Origin of the sequence: Mixta hanseatica (assembly GCF_023517775.1) — a bacterium.
In the GTDB taxonomy this organism is placed as follows: domain Bacteria; phylum Pseudomonadota; class Gammaproteobacteria; order Enterobacterales; family Enterobacteriaceae; genus Mixta; species Mixta hanseatica.
Genome location: NZ_CP082904.1, coordinates 2080977 through 2101260, shown reverse-complemented (window position 1 = coordinate 2101260; position 20284 = coordinate 2080977). Strand labels below are relative to the sequence as shown.

The 20284-nt window shown below is 56.9% G+C and carries 18 protein-coding genes; 11 read left to right on the top strand and 7 right to left on the bottom strand.

Annotated features, from left to right (window positions below):
* Positions 1-52 precede the first annotated feature (52 nt).
* The 3 genes from araH to K6958_RS10195 all read right to left on the bottom strand — a co-directional run bounded on the left by araH (position 53) and on the right by K6958_RS10195 (position 3686).
* Positions 53-1036 carry an L-arabinose ABC transporter permease AraH gene (araH, locus tag K6958_RS10205; RefSeq protein ID WP_249894527.1) on the bottom strand — a complete coding sequence of 328 codons (984 nt, stop codon included), beginning with the start codon at positions 1034-1036 and terminating at the stop codon, positions 53-55.
* 15 nt (positions 1037-1051) lie between these two features.
* Positions 1052-2575: an L-arabinose ABC transporter ATP-binding protein AraG gene (araG, locus tag K6958_RS10200; protein ID WP_249894526.1), complete on the bottom strand. Its 1524-nt coding sequence runs from the start codon at positions 2573-2575 to the stop codon at positions 1052-1054.
* Positions 2576-2702: 127 nt separating this feature from the next.
* Positions 2703-3686 carry an arabinose ABC transporter substrate-binding protein gene (locus tag K6958_RS10195; RefSeq protein WP_249894525.1) on the bottom strand — a complete coding sequence of 328 codons (984 nt, stop codon included), beginning with the start codon at positions 3684-3686 and terminating at the stop codon, positions 2703-2705.
* A gap of 372 nt (positions 3687-4058) precedes the next feature.
* Here K6958_RS10195 and K6958_RS10190 point away from each other — a divergent pair, with 372 nt between their 5' ends.
* Together K6958_RS10190 and araA are read left to right on the top strand one after the other, a co-directional pair.
* Positions 4059-5744, top strand: coding sequence for a ribulokinase (locus K6958_RS10190; RefSeq protein WP_249894524.1), 1686 nt, complete (start codon positions 4059-4061; stop codon positions 5742-5744).
* A 9-nt stretch (positions 5745-5753) separates the two neighbouring features.
* Complete coding sequence (araA, locus tag K6958_RS10185; protein WP_249894523.1) at positions 5754-7256, top strand: L-arabinose isomerase; 1503 nt, start codon at positions 5754-5756, stop codon at positions 7254-7256.
* A gap of 327 nt (positions 7257-7583) precedes the next feature.
* Here araA and yjfF read toward each other — a convergent pair whose 3' ends face one another.
* The 4 genes from yjfF to ytfQ form a co-directional block, all read right to left on the bottom strand.
* Positions 7584-8576, bottom strand: a complete 993-nt coding sequence (gene yjfF, locus K6958_RS10180) for a galactofuranose ABC transporter, permease protein YjfF (RefSeq protein ID WP_249894522.1) — start codon at positions 8574-8576, stop codon at positions 7584-7586.
* A complete protein-coding gene (ytfT, locus tag K6958_RS10175) occupies positions 8569-9588 on the bottom strand; it encodes a galactofuranose ABC transporter, ATP-binding protein YtfT (protein ID WP_249894521.1) in 1020 nt (339 codons plus the stop codon). Before ytfT ends, yjfF begins: the two co-directional genes overlap by 8 nt.
* Positions 9581-11098 carry a galactofuranose ABC transporter, ATP-binding protein YtfR gene (gene ytfR / locus K6958_RS10170; protein WP_249894520.1) on the bottom strand — a complete coding sequence of 506 codons (1518 nt, stop codon included), beginning with the start codon at positions 11096-11098 and terminating at the stop codon, positions 9581-9583. Before ytfR ends, ytfT begins: the two co-directional genes overlap by 8 nt.
* A 71-nt stretch (positions 11099-11169) precedes the next feature.
* On the bottom strand, positions 11170-12126 hold the full coding sequence (gene ytfQ / locus K6958_RS10165; protein WP_249894519.1) for a galactofuranose ABC transporter, galactofuranose-binding protein YtfQ: 957 nt from the start codon (positions 12124-12126) through the stop codon (positions 11170-11172).
* Between the two features lie 682 nt (positions 12127-12808).
* Here ytfQ and ydgT point away from each other — a divergent pair.
* The 9 genes from ydgT (at position 12809) to nth (ending at position 20264) form a co-directional block, all read left to right on the top strand.
* Positions 12809-13024 (top strand): transcription modulator YdgT, encoded by a 216-nt coding sequence (gene ydgT / locus K6958_RS10160; RefSeq protein WP_249894518.1) that lies wholly within the window; start codon positions 12809-12811, stop codon positions 13022-13024.
* 110 nt (positions 13025-13134) lie between these two features.
* Positions 13135-13578: a DUF2569 domain-containing protein gene (locus K6958_RS10155; RefSeq protein ID WP_249894517.1), complete on the top strand. Its 444-nt coding sequence runs from the start codon at positions 13135-13137 to the stop codon at positions 13576-13578.
* A 125-nt stretch (positions 13579-13703) separates the two neighbouring features.
* Positions 13704-14285, top strand: a complete 582-nt coding sequence (rsxA, locus tag K6958_RS10150) for an electron transport complex subunit RsxA (protein WP_249894516.1) — start codon at positions 13704-13706, stop codon at positions 14283-14285.
* A complete protein-coding gene (rsxB, locus tag K6958_RS10145) occupies positions 14285-14863 on the top strand; it encodes an electron transport complex subunit RsxB (protein ID WP_249894515.1) in 579 nt (192 codons plus the stop codon). The genes rsxA and rsxB overlap by 1 nt, the downstream gene beginning before the upstream one ends.
* The gene (gene rsxC / locus K6958_RS10140; protein WP_249894514.1) at positions 14856-17258 is read left to right on the top strand and encodes an electron transport complex subunit RsxC; all 2403 of its coding nucleotides are present in this window, start codon (positions 14856-14858) and stop codon (positions 17256-17258) included. Before rsxB ends, rsxC begins: the two co-directional genes overlap by 8 nt.
* Positions 17259-18314, top strand: coding sequence for an electron transport complex subunit RsxD (rsxD, locus tag K6958_RS10135; protein WP_249894513.1), 1056 nt, complete (start codon positions 17259-17261; stop codon positions 18312-18314). It abuts the gene before it with no gap.
* A gap of 3 nt (positions 18315-18317) precedes the next feature.
* Positions 18318-18950 carry an electron transport complex subunit RsxG gene (rsxG, locus tag K6958_RS10130; RefSeq protein ID WP_249894512.1) on the top strand — a complete coding sequence of 211 codons (633 nt, stop codon included), beginning with the start codon at positions 18318-18320 and terminating at the stop codon, positions 18948-18950.
* The gene (locus tag K6958_RS10125; RefSeq protein ID WP_249894511.1) at positions 18943-19632 is read left to right on the top strand and encodes an electron transport complex subunit E; all 690 of its coding nucleotides are present in this window, start codon (positions 18943-18945) and stop codon (positions 19630-19632) included. Before rsxG ends, K6958_RS10125 begins: the two co-directional genes overlap by 8 nt.
* Positions 19629-20264, top strand: coding sequence for an endonuclease III (gene nth / locus K6958_RS10120; RefSeq protein WP_249894510.1), 636 nt, complete (start codon positions 19629-19631; stop codon positions 20262-20264). Before K6958_RS10125 ends, nth begins: the two co-directional genes overlap by 4 nt.
* Positions 20265-20284 lie beyond the last annotated feature (20 nt).

Sequence of the window (20284 nt, the reverse complement as noted above, 5' to 3'; positions counted from 1 at the left end):
TAATCCTCGTTGCGAAGCGTCGAAATTGCGGGCAGCGAACTGCCCGCGACGATCAGGCCGCTTTATGGCTCTGTTTGTAGCGGTCAAAAATCACCGCCGCCAACAGTATCAGACCGCGCACCACATACTGTGAGAAGGGTGAGATATTCAGAAGATTCATCGCATTCTCAACGGTACCCAGAATCAGTACGCCAGCCACCACGTAAGAAATTTTACCAATTCCGCCCTTCAGCGATACGCCGCCCAGCACGCAGGCGGAGATAACGATCAGCTCATAGCCCAGCGAGGTCATCGGCTGTCCGCTGGTCATACGCGAGGCAAGGATGATCCCGGCAGCGGCGGAAACCAGCCCGGAGAGGATAAAAATAATGATTCGGGTACGAACTACCGGCACGCCAGCCAGCCGCGCCGCTTCTTCATTGCCGCCAATCGCCAGCGTATTGCGGCCAAAGGTGGTTTTATTCAGCAGGAAGCCGAAGATGATCATCGTACCGATGGTCAGCCAGATAGGCGCCGGCAGACCGAACCAGGTGGCGTAGCCCAGCTCGAAGAAACGCTCATCTTCAATGCCCACCGCTTTACCATCGGAAAAGATATACGCCAGACCGCGCACAATCTGCATGGTCGCCAGCGTGGTGATCAACGCATTAATTTTCAATTTGGCGATGACAAAACCGTTAACAAAGCCGCAGAGCATCCCCAACAGCAGACCCGCGCCGATACCCAGCCACAGGCTTTCGCTCATGTTGATCACCACCGCGGTGGTAACGCCTGCACAGGCAATCACCGAGGCGACGGACAGGTCAAAGTCACCGGAGGCGAGGCAGAACAGCATACCGCACGCCACCATGCCGGACATCGACATTGCCAGACCCAGCCCTTTCATATTAATAAAGGAGCCGAAGTTAGGAATAAACAGCACGCAGGCGATAAACAGTACGGCAAAAACCACCAGCATTCCGAAGTTATCCCAGATACGGCCCAACCGTAAACCAGAGCGCGCTACCGGCGGCGTATTTGAAGTCGTGGAAGACATAGCATTACTCCTGCATCAGGCCACGGCGGCCGTCTGTTGCGTATTTTTCGGCATGGCAAGGCTCAGCGTCAGCTGTTCCGTTGCCTCATCATGTAACAGTTCACCGGCGATCTCGCCTTCGCGCATCACCAGAATGCGATCGGCCAGGCCCATTACCTCCGGCAGATCGCTGGAGGCGAACAGCACGGCGATTCCCTGCTGCGCCAGCGCGTAGATCAGGTTGTAGATCTCATGCTTGGCACCAACATCAATCCCGCGCGTCGGCTCATCCAGCAAAATAACTTTCATATCCTCCGACAGCCAGCGGCCTAAAATCGCCTTCTGCTGGTTGCCGCCGGAGAGATTCATAATCAACTGCTCGGCGCCTGGCGTTTTGATATTTAGCGAGCGAATATGCTTATCGGCGTTCTGCGATTCCCAACGATGGTTAATCAGGCAGCCCGCCGTCAGGTTATTGCGGCGCGCGGAAATATTGATGTTATCGCGCACCGAATGAACCGGAATGATGCCGTCGGCTTTGCGATCCTCCGGGCAGAGCATAATTCCGGCGCGTATGGCGTCGGAAGGTTCGCTGATGGCCAGCGTTTTGCCATCCAGTAGCACCCGTCCCGCCTTCAGCCGCGTGGCACCAAACAGCCCTTTCATCAGCTCGCTGCGTCCGGCACCGACCAGACCAAACAGCCCGACTATCTCACCGGCGCGCACGCTAAACGACACCGGCTTTCTGACGCCGACCGCATGCACGCCATCCAGCTGTAGCCGTACCGCTCCGTGTTCACGCGGCGCATAGCCGTAGACATCGCCCAGATCGCGCCCGACCATCGCCTGCACCAGCATGTCGTGGCTGGTATGCGGCACATCGTCAAAGGTGCGTACGTAGCGGCCATCTTTGAATACGGTAATGGCGTCGCTCAGCGCGAAAATCTCTTCCATACGATGCGAGACATACAGCACCACGCGCCCTTCCGCGCGCAGCTGACGAATCACGCGAAACAGCTGCTCGATTTCTCGCGCCGACAGCGAGCTGGTTGGCTCATCAAAGGCAATGATTTTGGCGTTGCGCGCCAGCGCCTTGGCGATCTCCACCATCTGCCACTGCCCAAGCGACAGATATTTCAACGGGGTATCAGGATCGATATCCATCCCCAGATTTTTTAGCTGCAGCCCCGCTTCATAGCGCAGCAGCTTACGGTTCACCAGCCCGCCGCGCTGCGGCAGCTGGCCCAGATAGATATTTTCCGCAATGCTCATTTCCGGCACCAGGTGCAGCTCCTGGTAGATAATGGCTACGCCGGCGTTCAGCGCGTCGGTGGTATGGTTAAAATTCACCGGGCTGCCCTGAATCTGAATGGCGCCACCGCTGGGCTGATAGCTACCGCTAAGAATTTTCAGCAGCGTCGATTTCCCGGCGCCGTTTTCTCCCATCAGCGCGTGCACTTCGCCTGCGCGACAGCTGAAGCTGATATCCTGCAGCGCCTTCACGCCGGGAAAAGTTTTACTGATGCCATGAAACGACAGAAAGGCTGAATCAGTGTTCATGGTGTCTCCGCTTTGCCTGTTCATTGTGAGCGCCGGTTAAGCGGCGCAGGATGATGACCATCTGCCTGGCTGAAGAGTAAGCGCCAGCTAAATGGGCGACATTCGCCGCCCGCTGGTGCTGACACGCTTACATCAGCCCTTTTTTCGCCAGCTCCGCTTTGAAGTTATCGCGGGTGATTAACACCACGTCCGTGACCTCGGTGAACTTCTGCGGCTCATTATTGTTAGTTACCCAGTCATGCAACATCTGGATACTTTTGTAGCCATGCACATCCGGGCTGGGCAGCAGCGACCCGTAGAAGCCGGTCGCCTGACCTTTAGAAAGCTCACTGATGGCGTCTACGCCGTTGATGCCGATACCGACCACGTTAGCCGCCTTGAAGCCCTGGCCTTCGGTGGCGCGCACGCCGCCCAGCACGGTGTTATCGTTCATGCCGACGATCAGCCAGTTTTTCACTTCCGGATGCTGCACCAGCAGCGAGTTAGCAGCATCAAACGCGCCGGGGATATCGTTAGATTTGGTCGGCACCTGATAGATCTGTTTTTCCGGGAAACCGGCCGCCTTCAGCGCATCGATAGAGCCGGAGGTGCGGCGTCGCGCGGTATCCAGTTCGTTAGCCGTAATCGCCATCACCGCGGAGGTTTTCACATCCCAGCCGCGCTTCTGCATCTCTTTATACAGCTCCTGCCCCTGACGCTCGCCGATTTTGGTGGCGGCCATCATCACCAGCGGCACACTTTCCATCGGCTTGCCTTTGGCGGTCACAAACTGATCGTCCACCGCAATCACTTTCAGATCGTAGCTACGTGCTTTAGCCATAATCGCCGAACCCAACTTGGGATCCGGCGTACAGATGACAAAGCCTTTCGCGCCGCTGGCCGCCAGGCTGTCGATGGCGTTCAGGGTTTTTTCTCCGTCAGGCACTGCAATCTTAATCACGTCAAAGCCCAGATCTTTGCCCGCTTTATCAGCGAACTTCCATTCCGTCTGAAACCAGGGCTCTTCCGGCTGTTTAACCAGGAAGCCCAGTTTCATCGTCTCGGCGATAGCGGATTGTGACATAACGGCAGCCAGACCAATGGCGGCTAACGCTTTAGTGAATTTGTGCATGGTGTTCTCCGGCGCAGTGTAATTTTTTCGTTGTGCGCAACGAAACGGTGTAAACGATACCAATCGGATTAAAAACGTTTTGCAAACGGTAAATCAGGTAATTAGCGCTCAAGCTGTGCGTTACCTGAACAAACGCTGGGCTAGTTTTAGCGGGAAATGCATCATGAAATGTAGAGCGGTATCACATAGCAAAACTATGGCAAGTTAATCCATATATTCAGCAATTTTAACCGGGCGTTAACTTTTGATCGGCTTCACATAACCCCTGACGATGACAGAAAAATACATATATCCAGCTGGCAAGGGCTAACCGAAAACCGCCGCGCTTTTTAGTGTTAGAGCCTGCGATTGTTCATTAACAGGAGAGCCCGAATGCGTGCTGGTGCCATAACGATTGGTCTGGACTTTGGCAGCGATTCGGTTCGCGCCCTGGCGGTAGACTGCCAAAGCGGCGAAGAACTACAAAAAGAGGTGGCGCCCTATACGCGCTGGATGGCCGGTCAGTACAGCGTGCCGCAGGTCAGCCAGTTCCGTCATCATCCGCTGGATTATATTGAAGCGCTGGAGAAAGCGATTTGCGGCGTGGTGGCGCGCCTGAGCAACGAGCAGCGCGCCGCCGTGGTCGGCATCGGCGTGGACTCGACCGGCTCGACGCCGGCGCCGATTGACCGTGACGGCAACGTGCTGGCGCTGCGCCCTGAATTTGCGGATAACCCCAACGCAATGTTTGTGCTGTGGAAAGATCACACCGCGATTGAAGAGGCGGAAGAGATTAACCAGCTCTGCCGCAGCGGCCAGTTTGAAGATTACTCACGCTATATCGGCGGCGTTTACTCTTCTGAATGGTTCTGGGCCAAGATTCTGCATGTCTCCCGCGCTGATGCCGCCGTACGCGATGCCGCAGTTTCCTGGATAGAGCTGTGCGACTGGGTGCCAGCGCTGCTGAGCGGCACTACCGCGCCGGCGGCCATCCGCCGCGGACGCTGCGCAGCCGGCCATAAATCTTTGTGGCATCCTCAGTGGGACGGCCTGCCGCAGGCGGCGTTTTTCGACGCGCTCGATCCGCTATTAACCCAGCAGCTGGACTACCCGCTGTTTACCGACACCTTTACCGCTGAGAAGCCGGTCGGCACCCTGACGCCGGAATGGGCGCAGCGCCTTGGGCTCTCCACCTCCGTGGTGCTTTCCGGCGGCGCGTTTGACTGCCATATGGGCGCAGTAGGCGCCGGCGCCCAGCCTTACACCCTGGTTAAAGTGATCGGCACCTCCACCTGCGACATTCTTATCGCCGACAGCGAACGCGTCGGCAACCGCGCGATTGAAGGCATTTGCGGCCAGGTTGACGGCAGCGTTACCCCGGGCGCAATCGGGCTGGAGGCGGGACAGTCTGCCTTTGGCGATATGTACGCCTGGTTCAGCCGTCTGCTGAACTGGCCGCTGCAGCAGGCGGCGCGTCAGCACCCTGAGTTAAAGCCGCAGCTTGAGGCGCTGTCGCAGGATCTGCTGCGTCAGTTAACCGCTGCCTGGGTAGCAAATCCGCAGCTGGATCACCTGCCTGTCGTGCTGGACTGGTTTAACGGCCGCCGTACGCCGTTCGCCAACCAGCGCCTGAAAGGCGTGATTACCGATCTTAATCTGGGTACCGATGCGCCTGTTCTGTTTGGCGGCTTTATCGCCGCTACCGCCTTTGGCGCGCGCGCCATTATGGAGTGCTTTGAGCAACAGCAGATCCCGGTTGAAAACATCCTGACGCTGGGCGGCATCGCCCGTAAGTCTCCGGCCATCATGCAGGTGTGCTGCGATGTGATGAACCGTCCGCTGGATATCGTGGCGTCCGATGAGTGTTGCGCGCTGGGTGCGGCGATTTTTGCCGCTGTGGCGGCGGGCGTTTATCAGGATGTTCCCAGCGCCCAGCAGCAGATGGCCAGTCCGGTAGAGAAAACGCTGCAGCCCGACGCCTCCCGCGTGGCGCGCTATCAGCAGCTTTATGAACGTTATCAACAGTGGTGTGCGACAGCCGAACCGAACTATGCCGCACGTCCCTCTTCCGCTATTTAAGGAGTTTTTATGCAACAGTTTGATTCGCTGAGCGTGTGGTTTGTGATTGGCACCCAGCATCTGTATGGACCGGAGACGCTGCGTCAGGTCGCCGATCATGCGCAGCAGGTGGTTGATGGGCTGAATCGGGAAGCGGGCCTGCCGGTAAAACTGGTGATGAAGCCGCTGGTGAAAAGTCCGGACGAAGCGCTGGCGCTGTGCCGCGACGCTAACCATGATACCAGCTGTATCGGCATCATTACCTGGCTACACACCTTCTCGCCAGCCAAAATGTGGATTGGCGGCCTGTCGGTATTAACCAAGCCGCTGCTGCAGTTCCATACCCAGTTTAACGCGGAGATCCCGTGGGAGACGATGGACATGGACTTTATGAACCTGAACCAGACGGCGCACGGCGGCCGTGAGTTCGGCTTTATCGGCGCGCGCATGGGCCTTTCACACAGTGTAATCACTGGCCACTGGCAGGATAGTCAGAGCCATCAGCGTCTGGGTAAATGGATACGCGCTGCGGCAGCGCGTCACGCCAGCCAGCAGCTGAAAGTAGCGCGCTTTGGCGACAATATGCGTGAAGTGGCGGTGACCGAAGGGGATAAAGTCGCGGCACAGATCCAGTTTGGTTACGCGGTTAACGGTTGGGGCGTAGGCGATCTGGTGGAGGTGATTAATCAGGTCAGCGACGGCGACGTGAATGCGTTGATTGATGAGTATGAAAGCCAGTATCGCTTTAGCGCAGTCGCCGCCGTTAACGGCGAAAAACGCCAGAACGTGCTGGATGCGGCGCGTATCGAACTCGGCATGAAGCGTTTCCTCGAAGATGAAGGCTGCCGCGCTTTTACCACTAACTTTCAGACGCTGCACGGCATGACACAGCTGCCGGGCCTGGCGGTTCAGCGCCTGATGGCACAGGGTTACGGTTTTGCCGGCGAAGGCGACTGGAAAACCGCCGCGCTGCTGCATATTTTCAAAGTGATGGCGGGCGATCGTCCCGGCGGCACCTCATTTATGGAAGACTATACCTACCATTTCTCGCCGGGTAACGAGCTGGTGCTGGGCTCGCATATGCTGGAAGTCTGCCCTTCTATCGCCAAAGAAGAGAAACCGCTGCTGGATGTGCAGTTCCTCGGCATTGGCGGCAAAGCCGATCCGGCCCGTCTGATTTTCTCAACGCCTGCCGGCCCGGCGGTTAACGCCAGCGTGATCGATATGGGCGACCGTTTCCGTCTGCTGGTGAACGTGGTGGATGCGATCGATCAGCCGCAGCCGTTGCCGAAGCTGCCAGTAGCCAACGCTCTGTGGAAAGCGCAGCCAACGCTTGCGACGGCGTCGGAAGCCTGGATTCTCGGCGGCGGCGCGCATCATACCGTCTTCAGCCAGGCGCTGGACGTGGATGATATGCGTCTGTATGCCGAGATGCACGGCATTGAAGTGATGGTGATTGATAATGACACCACGCTGCCCGCCTTTAAGGATGCGCTGCGTTGGAATGAGGTTTATTACCGCCTGAACCGCTAAGCGCATTGACTGAACAAGAGCCGCATCATTGATGCGGCTTTTTTTATTTGCGCCCGCCAGCTTATATCGCGATTGCATATCCAGGGTATCTTCCTACCCAGCCCGAATACTTGCCTGCGCCCTTGCGCGGCTGCATTAATGCTCATTTTTACGCCGCGAGATAGTAACCCTGTAGACTAACTTATTTCTTTATTGCCAAAACAGGCGCCCATATTTCAGGTTAATTAGTAGTATGTTGTAACTAATATTATCACCTAAAAAAGCGCCGCTCCGAACGGTACCCAACGGCCAACAGGCCAAAGGATACCGTCAGTGGCGGCGCGTTGGTTATGGCTCCAGGCTAATGCGTTTCACCGGCGCATTCTGCTGCCGATCCCAGATTACCGTCAGCAGCCGCTGCAGCGCGATAAAAGCAAACAGCAGAACGCCGATGGCAATTTTGGTCCACCACGAGCTCAGGGTGCCGTCAAAGTTAATCCAGGTCTGGATGAGCCCCTGGATTAATACGCCAAACAGCGTGCCCAATACCGTGCCCACCCCGCCGGAGAGCAGCGTGCCGCCAATCACCACCGAGGCGATGGCATCCAGCTCGACGCCCATCCCCGCTAAGGCGTAGCCCGCCGAGGTATAGAGCGAGAAAACAATTCCGGCCAGCGTCGCCAGCAGAGTAGACAGCATATAAACCTTTACCGTGGTGGCGCGAGTCGAAACCCCCATCAGCTGCGCTGAATGCATGCTGCCGCCGATGGCATAAACCTGATTACCAAAGCGGGTCCGGTGCGCCAGCATAATGCCCAGCACCACCACCATCAGCATAATTAATGCCATCAGGCTCAGGCGACCGCCGCCCGGCATTTTCCACGCCATGCTGGAGAGCGTGCTGTAAAGCGGATGGTCAATCGGTATGGAGCTTTCCGCAATCAGGTAGCTACAGCCGCGCAGAAAAAACATTCCCGCCAGGGTGATAATAAACGCCGGGATCTTCAGCGCATCGATCAGCCATCCCATCATCGCCCCGAAAGCGGCGCCCGCCAGCAAAATAATGCTAAATGCCAGCCAGGGCGACAAATGCAGATCGCCAATCGCTCTGGCAAGGAAAACCCCGGTAAAGGCGATCACTGCGCCAACCGAGAGATCGATCCCGCCGGAGAGGATCACAAAGGTCATGCCAACGGCGATAATCCCGAGAAACGCATTATCCGTAAGGATGTTGCCAATCACGCGCGTGGAGGCGAAGCCGGGAAACTGCGTCAGGCAAAACAGGTAGCCGGTGACAAACACCAGCAAAGTTATCATCAGGGGTAAATGACGTTTAAGCATGTTTGCCTCGCCGTTTCAGTAATTGCAGAAAACGCGGCGACTGCAGCAGCAGAACCGCCATCACCACTACCGCTTTGACCACCTGATTCAGCTCCGGCTGAAAGCCGGAAAGCAGAATGCCGGTGTTCATCGCCTGAATAATCAACGCGCCCAGCAGCGACAACAGCAGGTTAAAACGCCCGCCCATTAGCGAAGCGCCGCCGATCACTACCGCCAGAATCGCATCCAGCTCCAGCCATAAGCCGGCATTATTAGCATCGGCACCGCGAATATCCGCCGCCACGATCAGCCCAGCCACCGCCGCGCATAATCCGCTAATCGCATACGCGGACATCACTACCAGCCAGCCATTAACCCCGGCGTTACGCGCAGCACGCAAATTAATGCCCACGGCTTCGATAAACAACCCAAGCGCAGTTTTACGCGTCAACAGCCAAACCAGCAGCGCAACGATCGCCGCGATCCATACCGGTACCGGCAACAGCGCCAATGAGCCGCTGCCGATCCAACCCAACGCATCGCTGTTAAAGGTCACGATTTGCCCCTGGGTAATCAGCTGGGCGATGCCGCGCCCGGCCACCATCAGGATCAGCGTGGCGACAAACGGCTGAATTTTCAGCAGCGCCACCAGAATGCCGTTCCACAGGCCGCACAGCACGCCGCTACCCAGCGTAGCCAGAACGATTACCGGCAAGCTGTGCCCCGCCACCGTTAAGGTGGCCGCCGTCGCGCCGGCAATCGCCATGATCGCGCCCACGGAAAGATCGATACCGCCGGTAGCGATCACCAGCGTCATGCCAATGGCCAGCAGCGCAACCGGCACCGCGCGGTTAAGAATATCGATCGGGCTACCAAACAGCCGTCCATCCTGTATATGCAGCGCAAAGAAGTTATTAGCCACCAGGCTATCGATCAGCAGCACCAGAATCAGCGCCACCAGCTGCGGCATACCGGGCGGGAATTTACGCTTTTGCATCGCGGGCTTCTCCGTTAATACATGGCTTTCAGGCATGTTGAGCGCCTCCATCGGCAATCGCGCTGACGATGGCCGCCACCGAGAGTTTTTCCAGCGGAATTTCCGCCACCTGTTGCCGATCGCGCAGGATCACCACCCGATCCGCATAGCCCACCAGCTCTTCCAGCTCGGAAGAGATCACCAGCAGCGCCAGCCCATCGGCGCAAAGCGACTCGATCAGGCGAATAATTTCCGCATGCGCGCCGACGTCGATGCCGCGCGTTGGCTCATCGAGGATCAAAAATTGCGGTCGGGTGACCAGCCAGCGGGAGAGCAGCACCTTTTGTTGGTTGCCGCCGGAGAGCAGCTCAATAGGCTGTTCTTCATGAGGCGTGCGAATACCCAGCTGGCGAATAAAGCGCTGGGCGATGTCGCTCTGCTCACGTTTGCTAATCGGACGCAGCCAGCCCCGCTGCGCCTGGAGCGCCAGAATGATGTTTTCACGCACCGAAGCGGCGCCGATAATACCGTCGGTTTTACGGTCCTCCGGGCAGAAACCCATGCCAAGCCGTGATGCCTGGGCCGGACTGCGGATAGTTTGCTGTTTGCCGCGGATGGTCGCCGTGCCGCTGTCAGGACACCGAATGCCGAACAGCACTTCCGCCGTCTCGGTACGGCCTGAGCCCAACAGCCCTGCCAGTCCCACAGCCTCGCCCGGGCGCACCTGCAGATCAAACGGCTCGATAGCGCCCTTTTTGCCGTAGTGATGAAATTCCACCACCGGCTTTTCGCTGCGCAGGGTGCGACCGGCACGCTGGAGCGCGGTTTGCAGCAGGTCGCGCCCCAGCATGAGCTTAATCAGCTCCAGCTGCGACAGCGTATGGGTATCACGGGTGGCGATATATTGTCCGTTACGCAAGAGGGTAATCCGGTCGCAAACGCGATAGACCTGATCGAGAAAGTGCGTAACAAAAATCAGGCTCATGCCTTTGTCTCTGAGCTGATTCATTAAGGTAAACAGCATCTCGACTTCGCTGGCATCGAGGCTGGCGGTCGGTTCATCCAGAATCAACACCTGAGCGGAGAGATCCACGGCGCGACAGATAGCGATGATTTGCTGCATCGCTACGGAATAGTGGCCAAGCGGACGGTTGACATCCAGCTCAAAACCATAGCGATTAAGCAGACGGCGGGCGTCGTTAACCATGGTTTTTCGGTCGACCATGCCGAAGCGCCTGGGCTCACGCCCAATAAACAGATTATCCGCCACCGACATATTTGGCAGCAGGTTGACCTCCTGATAGACGGTGCCGATGCCCGCCTGCTGCGCCTGAGCGGTATTGCGCGGCGCTATCGACTGACCGTTTAAGACAATCTCTCCGGCGTCACGCTGATAAACGCCGGTCAGCACTTTTATCAGCGTCGATTTCCCCGCCCCGTTCTCGCCCAGCAGCGCCATAATCTCGCCGCGTCGTAGGCTGAAAGAGACATTATCCAGCGCCTTAACCCCGGGAAAGAATTTGCTGACGCCACGCATATCCAGCAGCGGATCTGTTTGCTCGTTCATAATGCGCCTCGGTAAATAAAAAGGTCGGCGCAGGCAGTCATGCCTGGCCGACGACAGCGGTTACGCGCCTCTTAGTAGCCCATATCCTTTTTCTTATCGAGTTCGCTTTGCGCATCGGCAGGCAGCCAGAGCGTGGTGACGGTTTTAATCACTTTTGGCGGTACGGTGCCGTTTTGCTTAAATTTCTCTAATGCGTCAAAGGCCGGACCAGCCATATTTGGCGTTAGCTCAACGTTGGCGTTGGCTTCACCGGCCAGCATCGCTTTATAAATATCAGGAACGCCATCAATCGAACCGGTGAGAATATCTTTCCCTGGTTTTAACCCGGCTTCTTTAATAGCCTGAATCGCGCCGATGGCCATGTCATCGTTATGCGCATAAACCATGCAGATATTTTTTCCGTTATTTTCCGCCTTAATAAAGCTTTCCATCACCTCTTTACCTTTGCTGCGGGTAAAGTCGCCAGACTGTGAGCGGATTATTTTGATTGTCGGCGTATTAGCAATCGCTTCAGCAAACCCTTTTTTACGATCGATGGCCACGCTGGCGCCTACCGTTCCCTGCAGTTCCACTACATTACAGGGTTTGCCGTTCATCTGTTTTACCAGCCAGTCGCCGATAAGCCGCCCTTCCAGCACATTATCCGCCGTGACCACAGACATATAGAGCGATTTGTCTTTCACGACGATAGCGCGATCGAGCAGGAATACCGGAATTTCCGCATCTTTCGCCTCCTCCAGCACCGGTTCCCACCCGGTTTGCACCACCGGGGCGATAAAGATTGCATCCACGCCCTGAGCGATAAAGGAACGTACCGCCTTAATTTGATTTTCCTGTTTCTGCTGACCATCGGCTATTTTCAGGGTAATGCCGCGCTTAGCCGCTTCACTTTTCGCTACGCTGGTTTCAGCCGCACGCCAGCCTGATTCAGAACCGACCTGAGAAAAACCTACGGTCAAATCTGCCGCCAGCGCCGGTGCGGCGAGCGCAGCGCTCACCATGGCTGAGATAAGTAAACGCTTCCACATAATATTTATTCCTCTGGTGGGATTCAGATGTTCAGGTACAAAAGCCCTTACAGCCTGGCCGATTCGGCTACGGCAGATTTCGACATGCCTCACAAAATTCAATTAATTAAAAGAGTTACCTGTTTTCAGTTTGATCATCTCCTGTAGAGAATATGGATAAATCGCCTGAATTTTGTTAATGACAATGTTAAATAACTGTAATAAAGAGAAGCGTTTAGCGAGTCCACCTTTTGGAACCGATTACAATGACGTGTAAACTTTAGTCATCGCCGCTAACCACAGCTTCAGCGGTTTAAATCATGGATTTGTGATGATTCGCACAGTGCAGTTCCGTGCGATTTTTAGCGGAAATGTTAATAATTTAGGCTCTCGCGACTGTAATGTGAGATTATCGAAACTTATTGTGACATAGCAACTGTCACTTTTCCCCTGCCTGATACCCCTGCCGCCCGATGTTATTTGTTGAGAAAATTCCTAACAAATTATTCATTTCTGCTTATCACCTCAGGCGTAATCGTTTGCCTGCAGCATGAAACAGGAAGAAAGTTTAAATTTAAATCTTAATTTTTTCTGAACAGCGCTATTTTCTGAATTTAACCATTTTTTGTCAGGCAGGATCTGGACAGATGTCGCGGCCTCTCTATACTGAGCGCTCAATCTTCTTTCCATTATTATGGTTATTATGACAGCGCAAGATTACCTGTTAAAATTTCGTAAATTAAATACCTCAGAAAGCCTGGAAAAATTATTTGATCATCTAAATTACTCGCTGACTGACGATCGGGAATTAATGAATATGTACCGCGCTGCCGATCATCGTCGTGCAGAGCTGGTTTCTGGTGGGCGATTGTTTAATTTAGGCGAAGTGCCTAAGTCGGTTTGGCGCTACGTGGTTTAATCCTGTCTGTTTCCTCCCGTTTCTTTCCCCTATAATACCCGGTCCAACAGGCGTGATTCGCTTGCATAACGCCTGTCTCACGCCACCGTTTATCCTGTAAGGAATGCATTATGCCGTTAACCTCTTCCACGCCGCGTTTGGGCGGCTGGCTGTTGCTGCCGCTTGCCTGGTTGATCCTGACCCTGTTAACCAGTGCGTTGGTGGTAATAATGTATATTGGCGCCCTGTTCAATCCCGAGTGGCGCGAACTGCTGTTCAGCCACGATCACGCCTTTCTGCTGCAGTGGGGATTATCGCTGGCAACATCGCTGGCGGTCTGGTGTTACAGCGCATGGGTCACGTGGATTTTCTGTTTGCGCTCGCGCCGTCTGCCGCGTCATTACATTATCTGGCTGCTGCTGACGGTGGTGCTGGCGTTAAAAACTTTTGCCTTTTCGCCAGTGACGGATGGCGCGGCGGTGCGCTCTTTGCTGATCGCTTTGTTGGCGGCGGCGGTGCTGGTGCCCTATTTCAGACGCTCTCAACGGGTAAAAGAGACCTTCGTTGCGCCATAAGCGTTGCCAAAATCATCAGAAATTTAATCCTGAGTGCTGTTGGCTTCTTTTTAACCGCGCGGTGCCGTTGTGATAGCCGCGGGAATATTTGATAATAAGCCGCTTTTCTTATTCCGGACGAAACGATGACCGATTACCTGCTTCTTTTTATTGGCACCGTGCTGGTGAATAACTTCGTTCTGGTGAAGTTTCTCGGCCTTTGCCCTTTTATGGGCGTCTCCAAAAAGCTGGAGACGGCGATAGGCATGGGGCTCGCTACCACCTTCGTGATTACGCTGGCCTCGATCTGCGCATGGCTGGTGAATCACCTTATTCTGTTGCCGCTGGATCTGGTCTACCTGCGTACGCTCTCTTATATCCTGGTGATTGCGGTAACCGTTCAGTTCACTGAGATGGTGGTGCGTAAAACCAGCCCGGCGCTCTATCGTCTGCTGGGGATTTTCCTGCCGCTGATCACCACCAACTGCGCAGTGCTGGCGGTGCCGTTGCTAAGCGTTAACCTTAACCATACCTTTTTGCAGGCGGCGCTCTATGGCTTCAGCGCCTCGCTGGGCTTTTCGCTGGTTATGGTGCTGTTTGCCGGAATGCGCGAGCGTCTGGTGCTGGCCAACGTGCCGGCGCCCTTCAAAGGTTCTTCTATCGCCCTGATTACCGCTGGCCTGATGGCGCTGGCGTTTATGGGCTTCTCCGGTCTGGTGAAATTCTGATGACCGCTATCTGGATAGCTATTATTGCCATTAGCGCCCTGAGCCTGATTTTTGGCGGGCTGCTGGGCTACGCTTCACGCCGCTTCAAAGTGGAAGCGGATCCGATCGTGGAACAAGTCGACGCTGTTTTGCCGCAGAGCCAGTGCGGGCAGTGCGGCTATGCCGGCTGTCGCCCTTACGCCGAAGCAGTGGGCAACAATGGCGAGGCCATCAATAAATGCGCCCCCGGCGGCGAGCAGACCATGCTGAAGCTGGCGGAGCTGCTGAACGTTGATCCGCAGCCGCTGGATGGCGATCTCAGCGCTAAAGAGCCGGTGCGCACCGTCGCCTGGATCGATGAAGCCAACTGTATCGGCTGCACCAAGTGCATCCAGGCCTGTCCGGTTGATGCCATCGTCGGCGCCACGCGCGCCATGCACACCGTGCTGAGCGATGTTTGCACTGGCTGCGATCTTTGCGTTGCTCCCTGCCCGACCGACTGTATTGAAATGCGTCCGGTTGCCACCACGACAGCCAACTGGAAGTGGGATCTGGAAACTATCCCTGTTCGGGTTATTCCTGTGGAACATCATGCTTAACCTACTGAATTTATTCCGTAAAGATAAAATATGGGACTTCGACGGCGGCATTCATCCGCCGGAGATGAAAACCCAGTCCAACGGCACGCCGCTGCGTCAGCTGCCGCTGGCGGATCGTTTTATCATTCCGCTGAAGCAACATATCGGCCATGAAGGCGAACTGTGCGTTAAGCCGGGCGATAAGGTGCTGCGCGGACAGCCGCTGACCTTTGGCGCCGGCCGCATGCTGCCGGTACACGCGCCGACGTCCGGTACGGTAGAAGCGATCGGCCCGCATATGACCGCCCATCCCTCCGGGCTGGCTGAAATTTCCGTGTTTATCGTGCCGGACGGTGAAGACCGCTGGATTGAACGCCAGAGGCTAATTGATTATCGCCAGCTGTCGCGGGAAGAGGTGGTGAAGCGTATCCACCAGGCGGGCGTTGCCGGTCTGGGCGGCGCAGGTTTCCCTACCGCCACCAAGCTGAAAGGCGGTCTTGAACGCACCCGTACGCTGATTATTAACGCCGCCGAGTGCGAACCCTATATCACCGCCGACGATCGGCTGATGCAGGACTGCGCCGAAGAGGTGCTGGAAGGCAGCCGCATCCTGGCCTGGGTCCTGCAGGCAGAGCGCGTGCTGATCGGCATTGAAGATAATAAGCCAGAGGCGATTGCTGCCCTGAAACGCGCGCTGGGCGGCAGCAACGATTTGCAGCTGCGGGTCATTCCCACCAAATATCCTTCCGGCGGCGCAAAGCAGTTAACCAAAATTCTTACCGGCAAAGAGGTGCCGCACGGCGGGCGCTCAACCGATATCGGCGTGCTGATGCAGAACGTCGGCACCGCTTATGCGGTTAAGCGCGCCATTATCGACGGAGAGCCGTTAACCGAGCGCGTCGTTACCCTAACCGGCGAAGCGGTGAGCAACCCCGGCAACGTCTGGGGGCGTCTTGGTACGCCCGTCAGCCATTTGCTGCATCAAGCCGGTTTCCAGCCGCAGCCGCAGCAAATGGTGATTATGGGCGGCCCGCTGATGGGCTTTACCCTGCCCGCGCTGGATGTGCCGGTGGTTAAAATCACTAACTGTCTGCTGGCGCCTTCCGCCAGTGAGATGGGCACGCCCCAGCAGGAGCTCTCCTGCATTCGCTGTAGCGCCTGCGCCGACGTCTGCCCGGCTAATCTGCTGCCGCAACAGCTGTACTGGTACAGCCAGGGCGCCGATCACGATAAAGCGCGTGCATATAATATTGAAGATTGCATCGAGTGCGGCGCCTGCGCCTGGGTTTGCCCAAGCAATATTCCACTGGTGCAGTATTACCGTCAGGAAAAAGCGGAGCTGCGCGCCATCGATCTGGAAGCGAAGCGCACCGCGGAGGCGAAAGCGCGTTTCGAAGCGCGCCAGGCACGTCTTGAGCGCGAAAAACTGGCACGCGAAGCGCGTCATGCTCAGGCGAAACGTCGGGTTAGCGCCAGCGAACAGGATGAAATCGCCGCCGCGCTTGAGCGCGTGAAGGCGAAAGCTGCCGAGCCGGTAGAGGTAAAAGCAGGAGAAGAACCGGATAACGCCGCGGTTATTGCCCAACGTGAAGCACGTAAGGCGATGGCGCGCGCGCGCCAGGCAGAGAAACAGGCGGAGACCGAACCGCTGTCACGTCAGGCTGGCGACCCGCGTAAGGCGGCGGTGGAAGCCGCGATTGCCCGCGCTAAAGCCAGGAAAGCGCAGGTGGCTGGCGTCGCACGCTCAGAAGCTGAAAATGAGATGAATGCGGAAGGCCACAGCGTGCCGGCCACCGCAGCTACTTCGCCGCCTGCCGACGCCGCGGTCGATCCACGCAAGGCAGCGGTAGAAGCGGCAATCGCCCGTGCCAAAGCGAAAAAGGCAGCGCAGGCCGCCAGCACGGCAGAACCCAACGCCGAGCCGCAAAGCGCGCCGAACGCCGACGCCGCAGTCGATCCGCGCAAGGCAGCGGTAGAAGCGGCAATCGCCCGCGCCAAAGCGAAGAAGGCAGCGCAGGCCGCCAGCACGGCAGAACCCGACGCCGAGCCGCAAAGCGCGCCGAACGCCGACGCCGCGCTCGATCCGCGCAAGGCAGCGGTAGAAGCGGCAATCGCCCGCGCCAAAGCGAAGAAGGCAGCGCAGGCCGCCAGCACGGCAGAACCCGACGCCAGGCCGCAAAGCGCGCCGAACGCCGACGCTGCGGTCGATCCGCGCAAGGCAGCGGTAGAAGCAGCAATCGCCCGCGCCAAAGCGAAGAAGGCGGCACAGGCCGCCAGCGCTGAATCGCAAAATAGTGATATCCCGCCGCAGGCGGATAGCGAAATGGATGCGGCTGCGCGTCGTAAAGCCGCAGTCGCCGACGCCGTTGCCCGTGCGAAAGCGCGCAAAGCACAGCAGCAGAGCCTTGAGGATTAAATGTTTCGTATTGCAAGTTCCCCTTATACCCACAACCATCGCGCCACCAGCCGCATTATGCTGCTGGTGCTGCTGGCCGCCGTACCGGGCATTGCCGTCCAGTGGTACTACTTTGGCTATGGCAACCTTATCCAGATAGCGCTGGCGGCGCTGACCGCATGGGGCACTGAGGCAGCGATTTTGCACCTGCGCAAGCAACCGGTGCTGCTGAATCTCAAAGATCACTCCGCCCTGCTCACCGCTGTGCTGCTGGGCATTAGCCTGCCGCCGCTGGCCCCATGGTGGCTGATTGTAATTGGCACCGCCTTCGCCATTATCATCGCCAAGCAGCTGTACGGCGGGCTGGGACAAAACCCGTTTAACCCGGCAATGATCGGTTATGTGGTGCTCTTGATCTCTTTCCCGGTACAGATGACCAGCTGGCTACCGCCGCAGGCGCTGCAATCGGTGACGCCCGGCCTGCTCGATTCGCTGAGCATGATCTTCACCCATCACACGCTGGCAGGCGATACCATGCAACAGCTGCAGCTGGGCGTGGATGGCATTAGCCAGGCAACCCCACTGGATAACTTTAAAACCGGCCTGCGCGCCGGCCACAGCGCCGAACAGCTGCTGGCCCAGCCGATTTACAGCGGCGTTCTTGCCGGCCTCGGCTGGCAGTGGGTAAACGCGGCTTTCCTGCTGGGCGGGCTCTTCCTGCTGGCGAAAGGTACTATCCGCTGGCATATCCCGGCAAGCTTCCTGCTTTCGCTGTTGGTCTGTGCCACGCTGAGCTGGCTGTTTGCACCTTCTACGCTGGCGTCGCCGATGATTCATCTGTTTTCTGGCGCCACCATGCTCGGCGCATTTTTTATCGCTACCGACCCGATTTCCGCCGCCACTACCAATAAAGGTCGCCTGATCTTCGGCGCGTTAATTGGTCTGCTGGTCTGGCTGATCCGCAGTTTCGGCGGCTATCCCGACGGTGTCGCCTTTGCGGTGCTGCTGGCGAACATCTGCGTTCCGCTGATCGATTACTATACCCAGCCGCGCGTGTACGGCCACCGCAAGGAGTAAAGCATGCTGGATACCATACGTAAAAATGGCGTAAGGCTGGCGCTGTTTGCCGCTGTAACCACCGGCCTGACGGCGGTGATCAATGCGGTTACCAAGCCAACCATCGATCATCAAACCGCGGTACAGCAAAAAATTCTGCTGGATCAGGTGGTGCCGCCGGAAAATTATAACAACGCCATGCAGAATGAATGTTACGTTGTCACGGATAGCACGCTGGGCAATGATAAGCCCCACCGCTTATACGTGGCGCGTAAAGACGATCGTCCGGTGGCGGCGGCGCTGGAGACCACCGCGCCGGACGGCTATTCCGGCGCAATCCAGATGCTGGTCGGCGCCGATTTTCACGGTAAAGTGCTGGGCGTGCGTGTGGTTGAACATCACGAAACGCCCGGGCTGGGCGATAAAATCGACCTGCGCATTTCCGACTGGATTACCGCTTTTAGCGGCGTGCAGCTGAACGGCGCGCAGGATAGCCATTTCGCAGTGAAAAAAGATGGCGGTGATTTTGATCAGTTTACCGGTGCGACCATTACCCCACGCGCAGTGGTTAACGCGGCGAAACGCGCTACGCTGCTTATAGAAACTCTGCCAGAAAAAATTTCTGCGCTACCCGTTTGTGGAGACGCTAATGAGTGAAGCTAAAAATCTGTTAATCGGCGGGCTGTGGAAAAACAACTCGTCGCTGGTGCAGCTGCTGGGCCTCTGCCCGCTGCTGGCCGTGACTTCCACCGCCACTAATGCGCTGGGATTAGGGCTGGCCACGACGCTGGTACTGACAATTACCAACAGCGCCATCTCCGCCTCACGCCGCTGGGTGCCGTCGGAAATCCGTATTCCTATTTACGTGATGATCATCGCTTCGGTGGTGAGCTGTGTGCAGATGCTGATTAACGCCTGGGCCTACGGCCTGTATCAGTCGCTGGGGATCTTTATCCCGCTAATCGTGACTAACTGCATTGTGGTGGGACGCGCGGAGGCGGTCGCCTCGAAAAGTTCTGTGCCGCTGTCGGCGCTGGATGGCTTTGCTATCGGCATGGGCGCCACCTGCGCCATGTTCGTGCTGGGCTGCCTGCGTGAGGTTATTGGCAACGGCACCATTTTTAACGGCGCCGATCAGCTGCTGGGCAGCTGGGCGAAAGCGCTGCGGATTGAAGTGGTGCATTTCGATTCGCCGATGCTGCTGGCGATGCTGCCGCCGGGCGCGTTTATCGGCCTTGGCATGCTGCTGGCGGCCAAATATATCATCGATCAGAAATTGAAGGCGCGCGCCGCCGCGCAGCAGATCCTTGCCCAGCAACCAGCCGGGAAAGCGGTGTGAATAAAGAAAAACGCTATCAGATTCTGTCACGACTGCGGGAGAATAATCCGCATCCGACCACCGAACTGCAGTTTAATTCGCCTTTTGAGCTGCTGATTGCGGTGCTGCTTTCGGCACAGGCGACCGATGTCAGCGTCAATAAGGCGACGGCGAAACTCTATCCGGTGGCTAATACGCCTGCGGCGATGCTGGAGCTCGGCGTCGAGGGCGTAAAGCAGTACATTAAAACCATCGGCCTGTTTAACAGCAAAGCGGAAAATGTGATTAAGACCTGTCGCATTCTGCTGGAGAAGCATCAGGGTGAGGTGCCGGAAGATCGCGCCGCGCTGGAAGCCCTGCCCGGCGTCGGCCGTAAAACCGCCAATGTGGTATTGAATACCGCCTTCGGCTGGCCGACCATCGCCGTGGATACCCATATTTTTCGCGTCTGCAACCGCACCAATTTTGCCCCGGGCAAGAACGTTGAACAGGTAGAAGAGAAGCTGTTAAAGGTAGTGCCTGCCGAATTTAAAGTGGATTGCCACCACTGGCTGATTTTACACGGCCGCTATACCTGCATCGCCCGTAAGCCGCGTTGCGGCTCCTGTCTGATTGAAGATCTGTGCGAGTATAAAGAGAAAGTCGATCTTTAGGGCGTCATACAGCCGGTCAG